Here is a 15,209-nt window from a genome sequence, read left to right on the forward strand (position 1 = left end):
GTCAGAAGTCCTGGGCGGACTCGCGCGCGCCTCTCGTGGAGTCGGATACGGCGGCGCGGGCGCGTTGGATGTGCACCAACCGGGCCAGGCGGATCATCGGGCGGATGAGCAGCTCGACACTGCCCGCCAGGAAGCACCACGTTCCCGCCGTCGTCCAGCTCTCCCAGAAGAACATGACGCTGCCGACGATGAACCACAACGCGATCAGGATGTCGTTGGCGATACTGAGCGCCTCGTACCGCCTCCGGACCAGGAGTTCGTGGTGGCCGAAGCGCACTTCCAGCGCCCCGCCGGGGTGGGACTGCGACACTGGCTCCTCCCCTGATGAGATCGCCGCGGGAACGGTCGCTTCCTCCATTGGCGAGGGTAACGCCGCGACCTCCCGCGACGCGCCTCACCGCACCGGGTGCGGGGAGGAGGGGTGTTCCTCCGCCCCGGACCCGGTCGCCTCCGGTTTCCGTACGGGCCGGCCGTAGGTCACGCGGCGCAGGAACCACTCGACGGGGCCGCGCCGGAACCCGGCGCGGTGCAGGGCGGCGGCGATAACGACGGTGGCCAGCCACACCGCCGCGCCGAGGCCCACCGCCTGGGCGTCGCCGAGCGTCGGCAGGACACCCAACGTGTAGGAGGGGACCAGCACCACCCACGCCACCGACTGCAGCAGGTAGCACGTCATCGACCGCTGGCCGGTCGCGGCCAGCGCGGTGGTGACGGGGCCGCGCCGCCGCAGGTGCAGGGTGAGCAGCGCGATCGCCGCGGCGTAGCCGAAACCGCCCGCGTAGCCGGTGACCAGGTGCAGCCAGAACAGGACGGTGGTGGCGATCGTTCCCTGCTGCCACAGCTCGGCGGTGACCAGGGCGTAGGGAAGCCCCCCGAGCACGGAGGCGCCGATCCCGGCGATCATGATCCGCCGCAGGAGCGTCCGGTGCCGCAGCGGCTCCTCCAGCAGGTGCCGCCGCGCCGCCCACACCCCGATCAGGACCGGGAACACCGAGATCACGATCATGAGGGGCCAGAGGAAGGGCGTTGTGAACACCCGCGCCAGCAGGTCGGACAGCGGGGTGGCCTCGTACAGCTCCGACTGCTGCTGGTCACCGGACATGGCCAGGTTGGTGACCACCGCGTACACGGGTGGCCCGACGGCCAGCCAGACAGCGGCGTGGGTGAGCAGGCGGCGGTCGGTGGACCGCAGCGCCGCGGTGAACAGCAGGGCGATGATCCCGTAGACGGCGATGACGTCGCCGTAGAACAGGAGAACGGTGTGGGCCGCGCCGATCGCCACCAGCCAGCGGCCGCGGCGGCGCAGCAGGCGGCGGACCCACGGCCACTCGTGGCCGTCCGCGCTGCGGTGCCGGTATATCTGCACGAGGCCGTAGCCGAACAGGGCGGCGAACATGGGGTAGCCGCGGTTCTCGCCGAACAGCGCCATGAACACGGTGACGGCCGTGTCCAGGGGACCGTCGAGTGTGTAGCCGCTCCCGCCCGCCGCCACCATCCGGAACATGTGGGCGTGGACCGTGGCGATGACGAGCAGCATGAACCCCCGGGCGAGGTCAGGGGCGAGGGAACGTGCCTGTGCGGGGAGAGCTCCTGGCGCGGGCGGGGCCGACGGGGTGTCAGTGTGTTGGGACATGAGTATCCTCGACTGTGGAGCACATGGGGATACGCTTCCGTATCCTATTCGGATAATAAGATACGCTACCGTATCTAAGAAAGTGCACGAGTGCCATGAGCGACCCACCTCCGCCCGACGAGCCCTCCCAGCCGCGCTCCAGCCGCCGCCGCGGCGAGGAGCTCGTGTCCGCCATCTGTGACGCCGCGCTCACCGAGACCGCCGAACACGGCCTGGGCAGGACCACGATGGAGGGCATCGCGCGCCGGGCCGGCACCGCGAAACCGTCGCTCTACCGGCGCTGGTCCTCACCCGAGGACATCGTGCTCGACGCGCTCCACCGGTTCTATCCCGTGGAACACCCCTCCCCCGGCGCCGACGACCTGCGCGGGGACCTCATCACCGCACTCACCCTCATGCGCGACGAGTTCATGCAGTCGCGCATCACCGCGGTACTGCCGTCCATCCTCGACGAGGCGCGGCGCCGCCCCGATCTGCACGAACGGCTGTACGCCGAGGTGTTCGAACCCCGGGGCGGCCGGTTCACCCGCACCGTACTGCGGCACTACGCCGAGCACGGGCACATCGACCCGGCGCGTCTCACCCCTGTCGTGGTCGACATCGGCGAGTCCCTGATGTTCAAGTACAACGTCGACACGTTCGCCGCGCCCGACGACGCCTACATCGCCGCCATCGTCGACCAGGCCATCCTGCCCGCGCTCGGGTTCGAACCGGCGGCCGGCCAACGGACAGAGACCGGCGAGGAATGAACGTTGAACCGGAAGGGCCCGGAGGGGAAAGAGGGAACCTCCGCAGATCCCCCATGACCACCGGACCTCTGGTTTCCGCAGCGTTCTATCTCCTGTGTTTCCTTTACAGCAATCCCTTTTCGGAACGCTGCTGGGGTACAGCGTCATAGGACCCCGTCACTGTCGCAGCGTTGGTGGCTCGCACGCTCTACCATCGTGGAAAACCCTCACGAGCGCCCGTGCCGGGTTTTCGGATCCGCCGTGAGGGTCGCTGTCCTGTACATGTACCATTCGGGAAACACAGGCGGTGGTGGTGATACTGCCCTCCCCGCGTCGGGCCTCTTCTCCCGTTTTCTCACTTGCCACCGGAGCGGTCGATTTCCTGGCACTACGCGTTGTTTCCTGTTCTTGATGGAAGGGAAGAACCCGCTGTTCCGGATTCCTCCTCTCGCCTAGAGGTTCTGGTTTTCTTCTGAACCTGGAGGTCCCGGCCGGCGCATCGGATCCCGCTTCGCAGGGGACCACTGGGAGCGCTCAGACGGACGCCGCGAGGGAACGTCTTCTGCCTTCTCTCGCCTCTGCAGGTGAACAACTAACACAGACTCAGCCGGCATCCTCGCCGTCCACTAGGTCGCAGACCTCCGCAGCAGTGACCTCCCGCAGGGTTTCGGCCAGGAAAAACCATCGGGCAATGCCGACCGATAATAGAAACACCAGTTCGCGACAGCAAAAACACCCGAAAGCATCAGCAAACGTGAAGGTTTGGCCAAATCCGGCCAAGATGATATTCATCACACACTTTGAAGGAAAAGACTTCCTTTTTCTTGCTTCCCATCTTCTGCATATAGTATCCAACCATGGGACGAAGCACCTGACACCAGCAGTCGCAAAATAAATAATGCGCAACGCACCCAAAAAATAGAGACCTGGGGTTGAATAACACTACTCCGAGACAACAGGGGCATGCCGAGAACAGGGACCCTGACATATGCGATAATTATAAAAAGGAGAACACAGGAGTGGAAACGACAAAGGAAAGAAAAACATTAAATCAGCTCGTCCGGCCCCCCGCAATTGCCGGAGCGCTTGCTTCTGCTTTGTACTATATTATTTATTTCTTTTACGGGGACCCGTCGACCTATAACCATGACTACACGATATACTTTTATGGTATTTTGATAGGGTATTGCGGCATCGCAGCTCCCAGCCTCATAGCGGCATTCGTCGCTTACATCCTTGGCCTCAGCGCGAAAGCAGCCAGGATTGTCGTATCCGGAAGCGGAATGCTGACAGGGTTCGCTGCCGCATACATGTACTATTCGAGCTTCGCGTGTGGGGAATTTATTTGCACCCCCCTTTTTTATCATCCATTTTTCATATCTATTTCAATTTTTATTGGAGGAGCTGTCGCGCTGACAGCGCGTGCATGCTTCTCTTCTTTTATCGGAAAAGCAAACGCACCACTCATTTTTGCCCTCTCCCTCATCTCGGGGGTTTTGGTTTTCTTGAAATAAGAATTCATACAAAGGCTGGAACAGTAGTATCTGCATGCCACAGCCTCACGGGACCCCCGGGGGCGGATACCGTAAACTAAATTTCTGTCCTCTGCCTTGTCGACACGTCCGCCGCACCCGACGACACCTACATCGCCGCCACCGTCGACCAGGCCGCCTTGCCCGCACCCCGGCGAGGCGGCGGACCGGCTCGAAGTCTCACCCGGTGTCCTCGCCGTCCACCAGGTCGCGGACCTCCTCAGCGGTGGTCTCTTGCAGGGTTTCGGCCAGAAAGAGCCAGCGGGTGATGCCGACCGATTCCAGGAACGCCAGGTCGTGGCTGGCGACGAGCAGCGCCCCCTCGTAGGAGTCGAGCGCACTGGTCAGCTGCCGGACACTGGCGAGGTCGAGGCTGTTCGTCGGCTCGTCCAGCACGAGCAGCTGCGGCGCCGGGGTGGCCAGCATCAACGCCGCGAGGGCGGCCCGGAACCGCTCCCCGCCGGAGAGGTCGCCCACCGGACGCCGCGCGCGTTTCCCGTGAAACAGGAACCGCGCGAGTTGGGCACGGATGTGGTTCTCCGTGGCCTCCGGCGCCAAGAGCGCCGCGTTGTCGAGGACACTGCGGCTGTCGTCCAGCACGCCGCGGTCCTGCGGCAGGAACCGCAATGGCACGAGCGCCTCGGCCGTCCCCGACAGCGGGGACACCTCCCCGGTCAGCGTGCGCAGCAGTGTGCTCTTGCCGGACCCGTTGCGTCCCACCAGAGCGACGCGTTCCGGCCCGCGTACCTGGAGGTCGACCACGTGCGGCCGACCGAAGCGGGGCCGCACATCCTCCATACGCAGGACGGTGCGCCTGGCGTGCACGGCGGTACGCGGCAGCTCCACCCGGATCTCGGCGTCGTCGCGAACCTGCTGGGCGGCCTCCGCGTGCCGTTCCCGCGCCTGGTCAAGACGCTCCTCCTGCACCCCGCGGAGTTTGCCCGCCGACTCCTGGGCGGCGCGTTTGCGCTCCCCGGCCACGGCTCCCGGTACACGCCGCTGCGCCTGCGCTTTCCTCCCGGCGCGCTGACGGCGCGCGAGCTTGGTCCGGGTCTCCTCCAGCTCGCGCTTCTGCCGCCGCACCTGGGACTCGGCGACGCGCAGGTCGCGTTCGGCGGCCTCCTGCTGGGCGGCGACCGCGGCGGTGTAGTCCGACCATCCGCCGCCGTAGGTGTGCACCTCCCCGGAGCGGAGCTCCGCGATGTTCTCCACGCGCTCCAGCAGTTCCCGGTCGTGGCTGACCACGACGAGTGTGCCGGTGTTCCAGTTCTCCACGGTGGTGACGAGCCGGCGGCGCGCGGCGAGGTCGAGGTTGAGGGTGGGTTCGTCGAGCAGCAGCACGTCCGGGCTCCTCAGCAGGAGCGCGGCCAGGCGCAGCAGTACGCTCTCCCCGCCGGACATGTGACCCGTGTCCCGGTCCAGTTCGAGGTTCCCGAGCCCCAGGGAGCCCAGCGCGGCACGGGCGCGCTCCTCCACGTCCCAGTCGTCGGCCAGCGTGTCGAAGTGCTCCTCGCGCGCGTCCCCCGCTTCGATGGCGCGCAGCGCGGCACGCCGTTCGGCGATGCCCAGGGCCTGGTCGACCCGCAGTTCAGCGCCCGGCGTCACCTCCTGGGGAAGGTATCCGAGGGTGCCGGTGACGCTCACCGACCCTCGGGTGGGGCGCAGGTGGCCCGAGAGCAGTCGCAACAGGGTGGACTTGCCGGTGCCGTTGTCCCCGACGAGGCCGGTGCGCCCGCAGGTGAGGTTCACGGTGAGCCCGTCGAACACGGGGGTGCCGTCCGGCCAGTGGAACGTGAGGTCACAGCAGGTGACAGCGGGGGTGGGTGCGGCGGTCATGGGCCTCCTCGCGGTCGCGAACACGGGAATGGGAAATCGCGTACGCGAACACCGCGCGGCTCGCCGCGCCGGGGACGGCCCGTTCGGCGGGTGGGGACGCACTCCCCGCACCGAGGTCACGGTCACACGGTCGGCACGAGCGGCACGACACTCCGCCCCGCAGGACACAGGAGCGGTGTCGGTTGCTGCTGCCCAACCGCGCGATGGTCGCGGACCTCAGATGCGCACCGTGCACCTCCACGGACGACGCCACGGACGCCACTCACGGTACTGCCGCGCCCGGCACGGCACAATGTCTTTTCCGGTCCGGGCCATGCGCACCGACACGGTGGCCGGAACGGACCGCCGAGCGCCGGTTCCCCGGCTCCGCGCCGCGCTAACGGTCCGTCCCCGACCAGCGTGCACCCGGGATCACTCGGAGTCCGGTCCACCATCCGTCTCCGCGGGTCTGTCCAGGGGAATGCCTGTGCCTGCGAGCAGGTCGTCCAGCCCGGAGGTGATCTCCTCCATGGTGAGTCCCTCGTACCGCCGCTGGTAGATGATCAGACTCGCCCGGAGCGGGGAGAGCAGGGCGTGGGCGAGGTAGTGGGTGTGAGCCTCCGGCAGCACCTGCGCGAGCAGCGTCGCCAGGTGGAGGCAGTGCAAGGGGTAGGGGCCGTTGCCGTAGCGCGCTTCCGGGCTGGCGGCCTCGGTGAGGAGCATGAGGTTGGCCTCCTCGTCGGTCCGCCGGGCGAGGGCGTGCAGGAACGCCCGGATGCGGGCGGCGGCCGACGCGCCCGGCCCCAGCGGCGGCGGCCCCTGCATGAACGCTTCCTGGAACCGCTTCTCCTGGTCGTCCAAAAGCGCCTGGACCAGTCCGGCGCGGTCGCCGAACCGGCGGTAGACGGTACCGACCCCGACATGGGCGGCGCCGGCGACCTCGTCCAGGGACAGCTGTTCGGGACCGTTCTCCGCCACGAACCGCGCAGCGGCCTGGAGGATCTTGCGCCGGTTGCGCGCGGCGTCGGCCCGCTCCGCGGGCCGCTGGCCCACGACGGGCAGCTCGCGGCTGCTGGAGCGCGGCGGTGCCACGGGTCCCTGCCTTTCCGTTCGCGGGGTCGCCTCCGGTTTCCCGGGTGCGCCCGCTCTCCGTTCCGGGAGGAGCGGGCGCACCCGGGAACCGCCGGTCAACCTGCCGGGAGGAGTGGTGCGCACCGCGTCACCCCGACCCGGCCGCGGTACCGATCGTGTCGCACGCGCCGGGGCCGGTTCGTCGGCCAGAGGTACGTGCTGGTACGTGAGCGTAGTCGCGGACACGGTCGGACGCGACCCGTTCCCGGTGCGGAGTCACTTGTCGGCCAGTCGGGCAGCCACGCTCGCCAGGTTGTAGCCCTGGAACCGGGCCGCGGCGAGCACCTGCTCGTTGGCGGGGTCGCCGTTCATGCCCGAGGGGTAGGCGGTGCCGTACGGGTTGCCGTACGCCTCGGGGATGCTGGGGTCGTTGTACCCGGGCGGCACGATGACCGAGCCCCAGTGGAACGCCACGTGGTACAGCGAGAGCAGGGTGGACTCGTTGCCGCCGTGCATGTTGATGGCGCTGGTGAACCCGGTGAAGGCCTTGCCCGCGAACTCGCCGTTGAACCAGAGCGGGCCGGTGCCGTCGATGAACTGCTTCAGCTGCGAGGCCATGGTGCCGAACCGGACCGGTGTGCCGAACGCGTAGGCGTCAGCCCAGGTCAGGTCGTCGTGACTGGCTTCCGGAACGTCCGCAGTGGCGTTGACGTGCTCCCGCCAGGCGGGGTTGGCGTCGATGGCGGAGTCGGGGGCCAGCTCCGGCACGCGCCGGAAGCGCACCTCGGCACCGCCCTTCTCGGCCCCCTCCTGCACAGCGCGGGCGAGGGAGTGGATGTTGCCGGTGGAGGAGTAGTAGATGACGGCGACGTTCACGGACATGGGTGTGGTCCTCTCCGTAGGTCTTGCATGGTTCGCCCCGGTGTGGTGGAGCCGCGCACCACAATAAGTGGAGAACTCTCCATATACAACCCGGTTCCGGAGAATTCTCCGTTTCGAATCGTGCGCTGCGATCAGCACGGGCGGACCAGCGCCCCACCACGCGTTATCGCAGGTCAGGAGAGAGAAAACGGGGCCACTCCCGGGTCGTGGACACGGGAGGCACCCGGCACAGGACGCCCGAGAACCGGACGAGCGGGAGCGAAAAGTGACGTTGGTCATCACACCGAACGTCGACCGGACGGCGGCGGTTCTCGCCCTCTCCCTCGACATGCCACACGGCCCGCTGGCCGCCGGCGGCGGCGCGTTCACCCTCCTGCTGCGGTCAGGGCCGGCAGCACTGCAGTACCTGCGGCCCTCCGGGTGACGGCAGGCCACCCCGGGGCCCGGGCCGGCCGGGTGTTCAGGAGAGCTCCCGGACGAACAGGCCCTGGGGAGCCTTCGGGTCGAACCACGTCGACTTCGGCGGCATCACGCTGCCCGCGTCCGACACCGCCATAACGTCGGCCACGCTGGGCGGGTACGGCAGGAAACCGACCGTCTCGTGCTCGGCGCACCATCCGGCCAGGGCCTCCATCCCGTAGGCCCCCGGAGGGTAGGTGGGGCCGACGCCACCGAACACCGGACCGAGCACCCCCTCGTCCAGCCGCACGCTGTCCAGGGAGGAGCGCGCGCCGTCGTGGGACTCGCCCAGCCACAGCCGGTACCACCGGCGGTCCAGGAACACGGCGGCCGTGCCCGGCACCGGGTGCGGCCCCTCCGCGGGCGGGCACTCCTCGATCCCCGCCACTCCGGGCGCGGCGGCCAGGGCCGACACCACATCGCCCGTCGACCAGCCGACGGGGCGGGGAACACCGCGCGGGTAGCCGAAGATGCGCATCTCGTCGCACGGGAACAACGCCCCGAGGGTGTAGGCCGCCGGAGCGTCCGGCCCCAGTTCGGCGCGCCGCGCGGCGTACTGGTCCGCCGAGGCCATCCGGTGGTGGCCGTCGGCGATGTAGAGCTCGGAGAGGGACGACAGTTCCCCGTGGACCATCCGCAGCAGCTCGGTGTCCTCCACGACCCACACGCTGTGGGTCCGGCCGTCGGCCGTGAACTCCACGTCGGGCGCCGCGGCGGTCGTCGCGGCCAGGGTGTCGCGCAACCGCTCCCGCGGGGTGTGGGTCAGCATCACCGGGGTCTGTTCGACGTGGACCCTCTCGGTGTAGTCGACCAGTTTTCGTTCCCGGTCCGGGTCGGTGGCCTCGTGCCGCCGGATACGCCCCGCCCGGTAGTCGGAAACGGCCACCTCGGCCACCACACCGGTCTGCTGGTGGTCACCCGCAACCACCCGGTACACCACGACCACGGGGAAACGGGTCCGCCGCAGCGTCCCCTCCCGCAACAGCCGCCGCACACTGTCCGGCCCGAACGGCTGGTCCGCGGTCTGGTGGTCCGCCAGCAGCAGGCGCGGTGGGCGCACGGTGACCCCCGCGCGCAGGGCGGCCTCGGGTGTGGCGCGCGCCGTACTCATGTGGAACCGTCCGGGTGCAGCGCGGCCAGTCCGGAGTCGCGGTTGACGCAGTGGAGCACCGTGCCAGCACCGAACTCGTCGACAATGTGCACAACCCCGTCGGCCACCGCCTGCTGCGCCTGCTCGGTGGAGGCACCGATGTGGTGCGTGCCGTACACGTTGGGGTGGCGGGCCAGCGCGGAGTCGAACGTTCCGGTGCCGCTTCCGGGCTCACCGGAGAACACGTCCAGGCCCGCCCGCACGTTCTTGGTGTCCATCGCCTCCAGCAGCGCGTCCTCGTCCACCACGTCGCCGCGGGACGTGTTCAGCACGATCCCGCCCGGCTGCATCGCGCCGAGCAGGTCCCGGCCGACCAGGCCACGGGTACTGTCCCCGCCGGGCACGTGCACCGACAGGACGTCGCACGTGGCGGCCAGGGTCTCGGGGGTGTCCACGAACGTGACCCCCACGGCGCGGGCGCGTTCCAGGATCTCGGGATCCCTCCCCTGCTTGGCGACGGTGTACACACTGGTACCGAGCGCGGCGACGCGTTCGGTGAACGCGAGGCCGATCTGGCCCAGTCCCAGAACACCGACCCTGCGCCCCAGGATTCCGCGCGCCTGGCTGTACTCCGCCTTGTTCCAGGTGCCCGCGCGCAGCTCGGCGACGTTGTCCGGGATCCTGCGGTCGATCGCGAGCAGCAGCCCCAGGGCGAGCTCCGCCACCGCCGCTGCGTTGCGGCCGGGGACGTTGCACACGTAGACGCCGTTCCGCGAGGCGGCGTCACGGTCGATGGTGTTGGTTCCGGAACCCGCGCGGATCACCAGGCGCAGGTCACCCGCCGCGTCGAACGCCTCGGCGGTGACCTTCGTGCTGCGCACGACCAGCGCCTCGACCCCCGCGAGCGCGCCGGGAAGCTGCTCCGCGGTGGTGGTCGGCTCGTAGTGGCACTCGTGTCCGCGCTGGGTGAGTTCCGCGCGGGACTCGGGCGGAAACGCGTCGGCGACGAGGATTCTCATCGGGCCGCTCCCTTGACGAGGGCGTACTCGCGGTGAGTACCGGTCTGTTCACCGCCGCGACCAAGCACGACGATGTTCCGCATTACACATCGCGTTTTTTATGACGCAATAGTGACAATACCGCACGGCAGCGCGCAACCCCGAAACGCGTGGGAACAGCACGCCTACCGGAACCGGCCGTTAGGGACCCTTTTCAGGGGACACGCCCGGAGACGGTGCGACAGGACCGCCGCCCCTGCCCCTACCGGGAAGAGCGCTTGGACTGTGCCCGCGTGACCAGGTAAACGGCGACCGCGACCAGGGCGTCGCTCGCGAGGAACAACCAGAGGGACAGGAAACCGGCGCCAGCGGCGGACACCAGCGCCAGGGGGACGGCTCCCCCAGCGGTCACGAGCGGGGCGATCACCCACGGCCGACGAACGCCGAGATGGCGAAGCTGCCAGGTGTAAAGGCCGGAGACCACCCCGAACAGCGCGATCGATACGACCGTGAAGCCGAACACGAACCATCCCGGGTTCCGCGCCGTGAACATCCCGAAGCTGAACATGACCCACCCGTAGGAAACGGCGATGTTCGTCGCCGCCAGCACGGCCACAGCGCCCAGGGCCGCACTGGCCGGGGCTCGGTCGTGTTTTCGGACGCTTGTCCTGCCGTCGGGGCGGTTTCCGAGGGTGTCGGATCCCCGTTCGGGCCATCGTCCTGGACCATGCCGCTCCCTCGCCGCGCCTCGATACCGGGAACGAAGACTACGCGGGCGGCGGAGAACGGGACCGAGCACTATCGCTCAGACGGCTCCGGGTAGCAGCACGTACGCGACCAGACGTGTACGTCCGTGTTCCCGGCTTCCACCGCTCCGGGCGCCGCTGCCGGGCGCGGGTTCCTCCTCCGCTTCGGCTCCCGCTCACTCCTGCGGGTGTACGACGGCTTTCACCGCCGTCTCGTCGCGCGCGGACACGGTGAGCGCGTCCGCCACTCCCTCCAGGCCGTAGCGGTGCGTGACGAGCCGGTCCAGCTCCACCCTCCCCGAAGCGGCCAGCGCGATGGCCGCCGGCCACGTGTTCGCGTAGCGGAACGTGCCCGTCACCTCGATCTCGAAGTTCTGCACGTGCGACAACGGGAGCGAAAGCTCAGCACCGCCCATCCCCACGAGCACCACCCGGCCGGCGCGGTCCACAGTGCCGATCGCCTCCGAGGCCGCCGCGGGGACCCCCGAGCACTCCAGAAGCACGTCCGGGCACACTCCGGATTCGGGCAGCGGCGTGCGCCCCGCGTCGACGGTCGCGCTCGCCCCCAGCTCCGCGGCGAGTTCCAACCGGCGCTGGCTGACGTCGGTGACGGTGACGTCAGTTGCGCCGAACGCGCGGGCGGTCTGCGCCGCGATGAGGCCGACCGGCCCCGCCCCGGTGACCAGCACCCGCGCGCCGGGTGCCACCCCCGCCCTGCGGTTGGCCCACACTCCCACCGACAGCGGTTCCACGAGCCCGGCCGCCTCGTCGGAAAGCGTGTCCGGCACCGGGTGGACGAACTCCTCGTGCAGCGCGACGTACTCGCAGAACGCCCCGTCCACCGGCGGTGTGGCGAAGAACCGCATCTCGGGGCAGAGGTTGTAGCGCCCCTGGCGGCACAGGGCACAGGTGAAACAGGGCACACCCGGCTCCAGCGCGACGCGCTGCCCCGGGGTGTGGCGCGACGCCTCCGCGCCGCAGGCGGCGACGACCCCGCCGGCCTCGTGCCCGAGCACGAGCGGCTCCTCCACCACGAACGGCCCGAGCCGTCCGTGCTCGTAGTAGTGGGTGTCCGAACCGCAGGTGCCGACGGCGGTCACCCGGACCAGCACCTCACGCGGGCCGGGAACCGGAACGGGCCGTTCCTCGGTCGCCACGTCTCCCGCCGCGCGCAGCACCGAAGCGCGCATCGATGTTGGAACCATCGGGCGGGAGACTAGTACACGGCGCCGGGTGCCGACCCCCGCTTCCGAGGCTCGCCCCTCGGGGAAGGGGATCCGGGCCGGCCCCGCCTCCCCGGTCGGCCGCAGCGTTGTCGCCCGGGGAGGGTACGGGCGTGACACGGTAGGGCGCTCCGGCGGGGAACACGGCGGCGAGTTCCGACAGCTGTCCGCGCGGCGGCCCGGAGAGACCGCCGGGAGCGTGGTCGCCTGTCTCGGCCCGCGAGCCGCGGGATGCGGCGCCGCGCGGGAATCCCACACTCCGAACACGTTGACCTGAACCAAACTTGAGGTGTGAGGGTGGCCGGTGTAGCGGCAACGAGACGCACGAGCAGGAGAGGAACACCCCCATGCGCGCGATCCAGGTGCACGAGTTCGGCGGACCCGAGGTACTGACGCCGGAACAGGTCCCCGCCCCCTCCCCCGGCCCGGGAGAGGTCGTCGTCGAGACGGCCGCGGCCAACGTCATGTACCTCGACACCCAGCTACGCAGCGGCTGGGGGCAGGAGCACTTCCCGGTACGGCCTCCCTACGTTCCCGGCAACGGGGCCGCCGGCCGGGTGGCCGTGGTCGGCGACGGTGTGGACCCGGCATGGGTCGGCACCGAGGTCGTCACCCCGACCGGCACACGCGATCCCGGCACCGGACTCGCGGCAGTCCCCACGCACGGCTACGCCGAACAGGCCCTGGCCCCCGCCGACGGCCTGATCCCCCTCCCCGAGGGGGTGGACGCGCACACGGCACTGGCACTGCTGCACGACGGCCCCACAGCCATCAGCGTCTCCGAGGACGCCCGGATCGAACCGGGGGACCGGGTACTGGTGACGGCGGCGACCGGCGGGGCCGGCAGCCTCCTCGTACAGCTCGCCCGGAACGCCGGGGCGCGGGTCATCGGCGCGGCCCGCGGCGAGCGCAAACGCGAGCTGGCCCGTGAACTGGGTGCCGAGGCCACGGTCGACTACTCCTCCCCCGACTGGGTGGAGCGGGTACGCGGCGTCTCCGGAGGCGACGGCCCCAGCGTGGTCATCGACGGGGCCGGAGGGCCGCTCGGCCGCCAGGCCTTCGACAGCGTCGCGGCCGGCGGCCGGTTCGTCACCTACGGCGCGACCGGCGGCGAGTTCGCCGACGTGGACCCCGCGGCGGCGCAACGGCGCGGAATCAGCGTCACCACCCTGTTCGACCTGCCGCGCCTGGACGCCGCCGGCAAGGGGAAGGTGACCACCAGGGCACTGGAGCAGGCGGCCGCCGGCCACCTCAGGCCCGTCATCGGCCAGACCCTCGACCTGGAACGGGCCAGCGAGGCGCACACCGCCCTCGAACAGCGCTCCACCGTCGGCAAGACCCTGCTGGTGGTCTGACACCGGAGAACGCCGCGCGCCCCTCCCCGGCACCGGCCCCGAGGCGCCCCTCCGCTCCGAAGGCCGGGGAGGCGGCCGTTCCCACCACCCCACCCCCGGTGCGCTCCTACCATGTGTGCATCCCGACACCGGGGAGGAGGTGGAATGCGTCCCACGATGCGGTGGCTCGCGCGACGCGACGAACTACGGGTACGGCCGCTGGTCGAGTCCGACACACCGCGCCCCATCCGGTGGGTGCACGTCAGTGAACTCGACGACCCGGCGCCGTTCCTCTCCGGCGGCGAACTACTGCTGACCACCGGGCTCAACGCCCCCGACACCGCCGCCCACTGGCACCCCTACATCGAACGGCTCGCCACGCGCGGTGTGGCGGGAGTGGGGTTCGGCGTCGGGTTCGACCACGCGGAGGTCCCGACAGGGCTCGTCGACGCCGCCAGGCACCACGACCTGCCCCTGGTCCTGGTGCCGCGGGACACCCCCTTCATCGCGATCAGTGAGACCGTGGCGGCCACCATCGCCTACGACCAGGAGGACGCGCTCAGTTCCGCGGTCGACGCGCAGCGGGAACTGGTCACCGCCGGGTCCTCCCCGGGCGGTCCCCGGCCGGTCACCGACCGGCTCGCCGCGGCACTCAGCTGCCGGGTACTGGTGTTCGACGGGCACGGGAGGGTGCGCTACGCCTCCCCCGACTCCGCGCACCGGTACGCCGCCCGTATCCGGGCGGAGCTGGAGGAGCTGCCGCCGGACACGCCGGCGCACTCCGCCTCCCTGACCGTGGCGGGCGAGCACGTCTCGGTCCTTCCGCTCGACGCCGGCGGCGCCGACGGGTACCTCGCCGCCGCCCGGGCGGACGGCCTCAGTCAGGCGGAACGTTCCGTCCTGGCCACCGCGGCGGGGGTGCTGGCCCTGGACCTGGCCGGCGAACGGGAGACGCGCGAGGCCCGGCGCCGGGAACGGTCCGCCGTGCTGCGCCTGGCACTGTCCGGCGACGCCCGGCCGGCCGAGGACAACGCCGCCGCCCTGGACGTGGTGCTTCCCGGGGAGCCGCTGCGGGTGGCGCTGCTGAACGCACCCGCCGAGCGGGCGGAGCACCTGCTCCGGACGGCGGAGGAACAGCGGGCGCTGAACCAGGCCGGGGCGCTGGTCGCCCCGTACGGCGACGCCACTGTGGCCGTCCTGGTGACGGCGGCTGAGGGCGACCTGCAGGCGCTGGAGGAGGTGCTGCACCTCGTCCCGCGGTCAAGGGCCGTGGCGAGCGAACCCGTGGCCTTCGGGGAGCTCCCCGACGCCCTGCGGCGCGTGCGCTCGGTACAGGCCGGGAGCCGCGAGAGCCCCGAGAGGCTCCTGCTCGCGCGCGACGTCGCGACCGCCGGCCTGCTCACCCACCTCGACACCCCGGCGGTGCGCGGCTGGGCCGAGACGCTGCTGGAACCGCTGGAACGCTACGCGAACCGGTCCCGGGTCGACCTGTCCGGCACCCTCCGCGTTTTCCTGCAGCACAACGGGCACATCGACGGGTCGTCGACGGCGCTGGGAATCCACCGGCACACCATGCGCCACCGGCTCGACCGGATAACGGAACTGCTGGAGACATCCCTCGAGGACCCGACGGCGCGCGCCGAACTGTGGCTGGCGCTGCGCGTGCGGGAACTCTCCTGACCCGGGAAGGAGGCACGA

Annotated in this window: 15 protein-coding genes; 5 read left to right on the forward strand and 10 right to left on the reverse strand. The window is 70.1% G+C overall.

Translation table 11 applies throughout. From position 1 onward, the window contains the following. Position 1: 1 nt before the first annotated feature. The gene (locus FHX37_RS18510) at positions 2-358 is read right to left on the reverse strand and encodes a YrhK family protein (protein ID WP_141925495.1); all 357 of its coding nucleotides are present in this window, start codon (positions 356-358) and stop codon (positions 2-4) included. A gap of 36 nt (positions 359-394) precedes the next feature. Beyond that, positions 395-1,633 carry a DUF418 domain-containing protein gene (locus FHX37_RS18515; RefSeq protein WP_141925496.1) on the reverse strand — a complete coding sequence of 413 codons (1,239 nt, stop codon included), beginning with the start codon at positions 1,631-1,633 and terminating at the stop codon, positions 395-397. A gap of 95 nt (positions 1,634-1,728) precedes the next feature. Between FHX37_RS18515 and FHX37_RS18520 the strand changes: the two genes are divergently transcribed. After that, on the forward strand, positions 1,729-2,382 hold the full coding sequence (locus tag FHX37_RS18520; RefSeq protein ID WP_141925497.1) for a TetR/AcrR family transcriptional regulator: 654 nt from the start codon (positions 1,729-1,731) through the stop codon (positions 2,380-2,382). A 582-nt stretch (positions 2,383-2,964) separates the two neighbouring features. On the opposite strand, the gene FHX37_RS18525 is transcribed toward FHX37_RS18520, so the two are convergent. Next, positions 2,965-3,153, reverse strand: a complete 189-nt coding sequence (locus tag FHX37_RS18525; protein ID WP_141925498.1) for a hypothetical protein — start codon at positions 3,151-3,153, stop codon at positions 2,965-2,967. Between the two features lie 227 nt (positions 3,154-3,380). Between FHX37_RS18525 and FHX37_RS18530 the strand changes: the two genes are divergently transcribed. After that, positions 3,381-3,875 carry a hypothetical protein gene (locus FHX37_RS18530; RefSeq protein WP_141925499.1) on the forward strand — a complete coding sequence of 165 codons (495 nt, stop codon included), beginning with the start codon at positions 3,381-3,383 and terminating at the stop codon, positions 3,873-3,875. Between the two features lie 198 nt (positions 3,876-4,073). On the opposite strand, the gene FHX37_RS18535 is transcribed toward FHX37_RS18530, so the two are convergent. The 3 genes from FHX37_RS18535 to wrbA all read right to left on the reverse strand — a co-directional run bounded on the left by FHX37_RS18535 (position 4,074) and on the right by wrbA (position 7,661). After that, on the reverse strand, positions 4,074-5,729 hold the full coding sequence (locus FHX37_RS18535) for an ABC-F family ATP-binding cassette domain-containing protein (protein ID WP_141925500.1): 1,656 nt from the start codon (positions 5,727-5,729) through the stop codon (positions 4,074-4,076). Between the two features lie 411 nt (positions 5,730-6,140). Beyond that, on the reverse strand, positions 6,141-6,800 hold the full coding sequence (locus FHX37_RS18540) for a TetR/AcrR family transcriptional regulator (RefSeq protein ID WP_141925501.1): 660 nt from the start codon (positions 6,798-6,800) through the stop codon (positions 6,141-6,143). Positions 6,801-7,055: 255 nt separating this feature from the next. Continuing rightward, positions 7,056-7,661, reverse strand: coding sequence for an NAD(P)H:quinone oxidoreductase (gene wrbA / locus FHX37_RS18545; protein ID WP_141925502.1), 606 nt, complete (start codon positions 7,659-7,661; stop codon positions 7,056-7,058). A 265-nt stretch (positions 7,662-7,926) separates the two neighbouring features. Here wrbA and FHX37_RS23005 point away from each other — a divergent pair, with 265 nt between their 5' ends. After that, positions 7,927-8,085 carry a hypothetical protein gene (locus FHX37_RS23005; protein WP_170181637.1) on the forward strand — a complete coding sequence of 53 codons (159 nt, stop codon included), beginning with the start codon at positions 7,927-7,929 and terminating at the stop codon, positions 8,083-8,085. A gap of 36 nt (positions 8,086-8,121) precedes the next feature. Here the strand turns inward: FHX37_RS23005 and FHX37_RS18550 are convergent, their stop codons facing one another. From FHX37_RS18550 to FHX37_RS18565, 4 genes are all read right to left on the reverse strand, one after another. Next, entirely contained in the window at positions 8,122-9,231 is a 1,110-nt protein-coding gene (locus tag FHX37_RS18550; RefSeq protein ID WP_141925503.1) for a DUF1015 family protein, read from the reverse strand. Further along, entirely contained in the window at positions 9,228-10,229 is a 1,002-nt protein-coding gene (locus FHX37_RS18555; RefSeq protein ID WP_141925504.1) for an NAD(P)-dependent oxidoreductase, read from the reverse strand. The genes FHX37_RS18550 and FHX37_RS18555 overlap by 4 nt, the downstream gene beginning before the upstream one ends. Positions 10,230-10,470: 241 nt before the next feature. Next, a complete protein-coding gene (locus FHX37_RS18560; protein ID WP_141925505.1) occupies positions 10,471-10,824 on the reverse strand; it encodes a hypothetical protein in 354 nt (117 codons plus the stop codon). Positions 10,825-11,130: 306 nt separating this feature from the next. After that, complete coding sequence (locus FHX37_RS18565) at positions 11,131-12,159, reverse strand: NAD(P)-dependent alcohol dehydrogenase (protein WP_141925506.1); 1,029 nt, start codon at positions 12,157-12,159, stop codon at positions 11,131-11,133. Positions 12,160-12,524: 365 nt separating this feature from the next. Between FHX37_RS18565 and FHX37_RS18570 the strand changes: the two genes are divergently transcribed. Continuing rightward, positions 12,525-13,532 (forward strand): zinc-binding dehydrogenase, encoded by a 1,008-nt coding sequence (locus FHX37_RS18570; protein ID WP_141925507.1) that lies wholly within the window; start codon positions 12,525-12,527, stop codon positions 13,530-13,532. A 144-nt stretch (positions 13,533-13,676) separates the two neighbouring features. Next, on the forward strand, positions 13,677-15,191 hold the full coding sequence (locus FHX37_RS18575) for a PucR family transcriptional regulator (protein WP_170181638.1): 1,515 nt from the start codon (positions 13,677-13,679) through the stop codon (positions 15,189-15,191). The last annotated feature ends 18 nt before the right edge of the window (positions 15,192-15,209 follow it).

It is taken from the genome of Haloactinospora alba, assembly GCF_006717075.1.
GTDB classification, from domain to species: domain Bacteria; phylum Actinomycetota; class Actinomycetes; order Streptosporangiales; family Streptosporangiaceae; genus Haloactinospora; species Haloactinospora alba.

Excerpts from the sequence above, each read along its gene's own strand:
- FHX37_RS18525 (WP_141925498.1), bottom strand. The coding sequence starts at position 3,153 with ATGAATATCATCTTGGCCGGATTTGGCCAAACCTTCACGTTTGCTGAT.
- FHX37_RS18510 (WP_141925495.1), bottom strand. The coding sequence starts at position 358 with ATGGAGGAAGCGACCGTTCCCGCGGCGATCTCATCAGGGGAGGAGCCA.
- FHX37_RS18515 (WP_141925496.1), bottom strand. The coding sequence starts at position 1,633 with ATGTCCCAACACACTGACACCCCGTCGGCCCCGCCCGCGCCAGGAGCT.
- FHX37_RS18565 (WP_141925506.1), bottom strand. The coding sequence starts at position 12,159 with ATGGTTCCAACATCGATGCGCGCTTCGGTGCTGCGCGCGGCGGGAGAC.
- FHX37_RS18535 (WP_141925500.1), bottom strand. The coding sequence starts at position 5,729 with ATGACCGCCGCACCCACCCCCGCTGTCACCTGCTGTGACCTCACGTTC.
- FHX37_RS18520 (WP_141925497.1), top strand. The coding sequence starts at position 1,729 with ATGAGCGACCCACCTCCGCCCGACGAGCCCTCCCAGCCGCGCTCCAGC.
- FHX37_RS18570 (WP_141925507.1), top strand. The coding sequence starts at position 12,525 with ATGCGCGCGATCCAGGTGCACGAGTTCGGCGGACCCGAGGTACTGACG.
- FHX37_RS18550 (WP_141925503.1), bottom strand. The coding sequence starts at position 9,231 with ATGAGTACGGCGCGCGCCACACCCGAGGCCGCCCTGCGCGCGGGGGTC.
- wrbA (WP_141925502.1), bottom strand. The coding sequence starts at position 7,661 with ATGTCCGTGAACGTCGCCGTCATCTACTACTCCTCCACCGGCAACATC.
- FHX37_RS18555 (WP_141925504.1), bottom strand. The coding sequence starts at position 10,229 with ATGAGAATCCTCGTCGCCGACGCGTTTCCGCCCGAGTCCCGCGCGGAA.
- FHX37_RS18575 (WP_170181638.1), top strand. The coding sequence starts at position 13,677 with ATGCGTCCCACGATGCGGTGGCTCGCGCGACGCGACGAACTACGGGTA.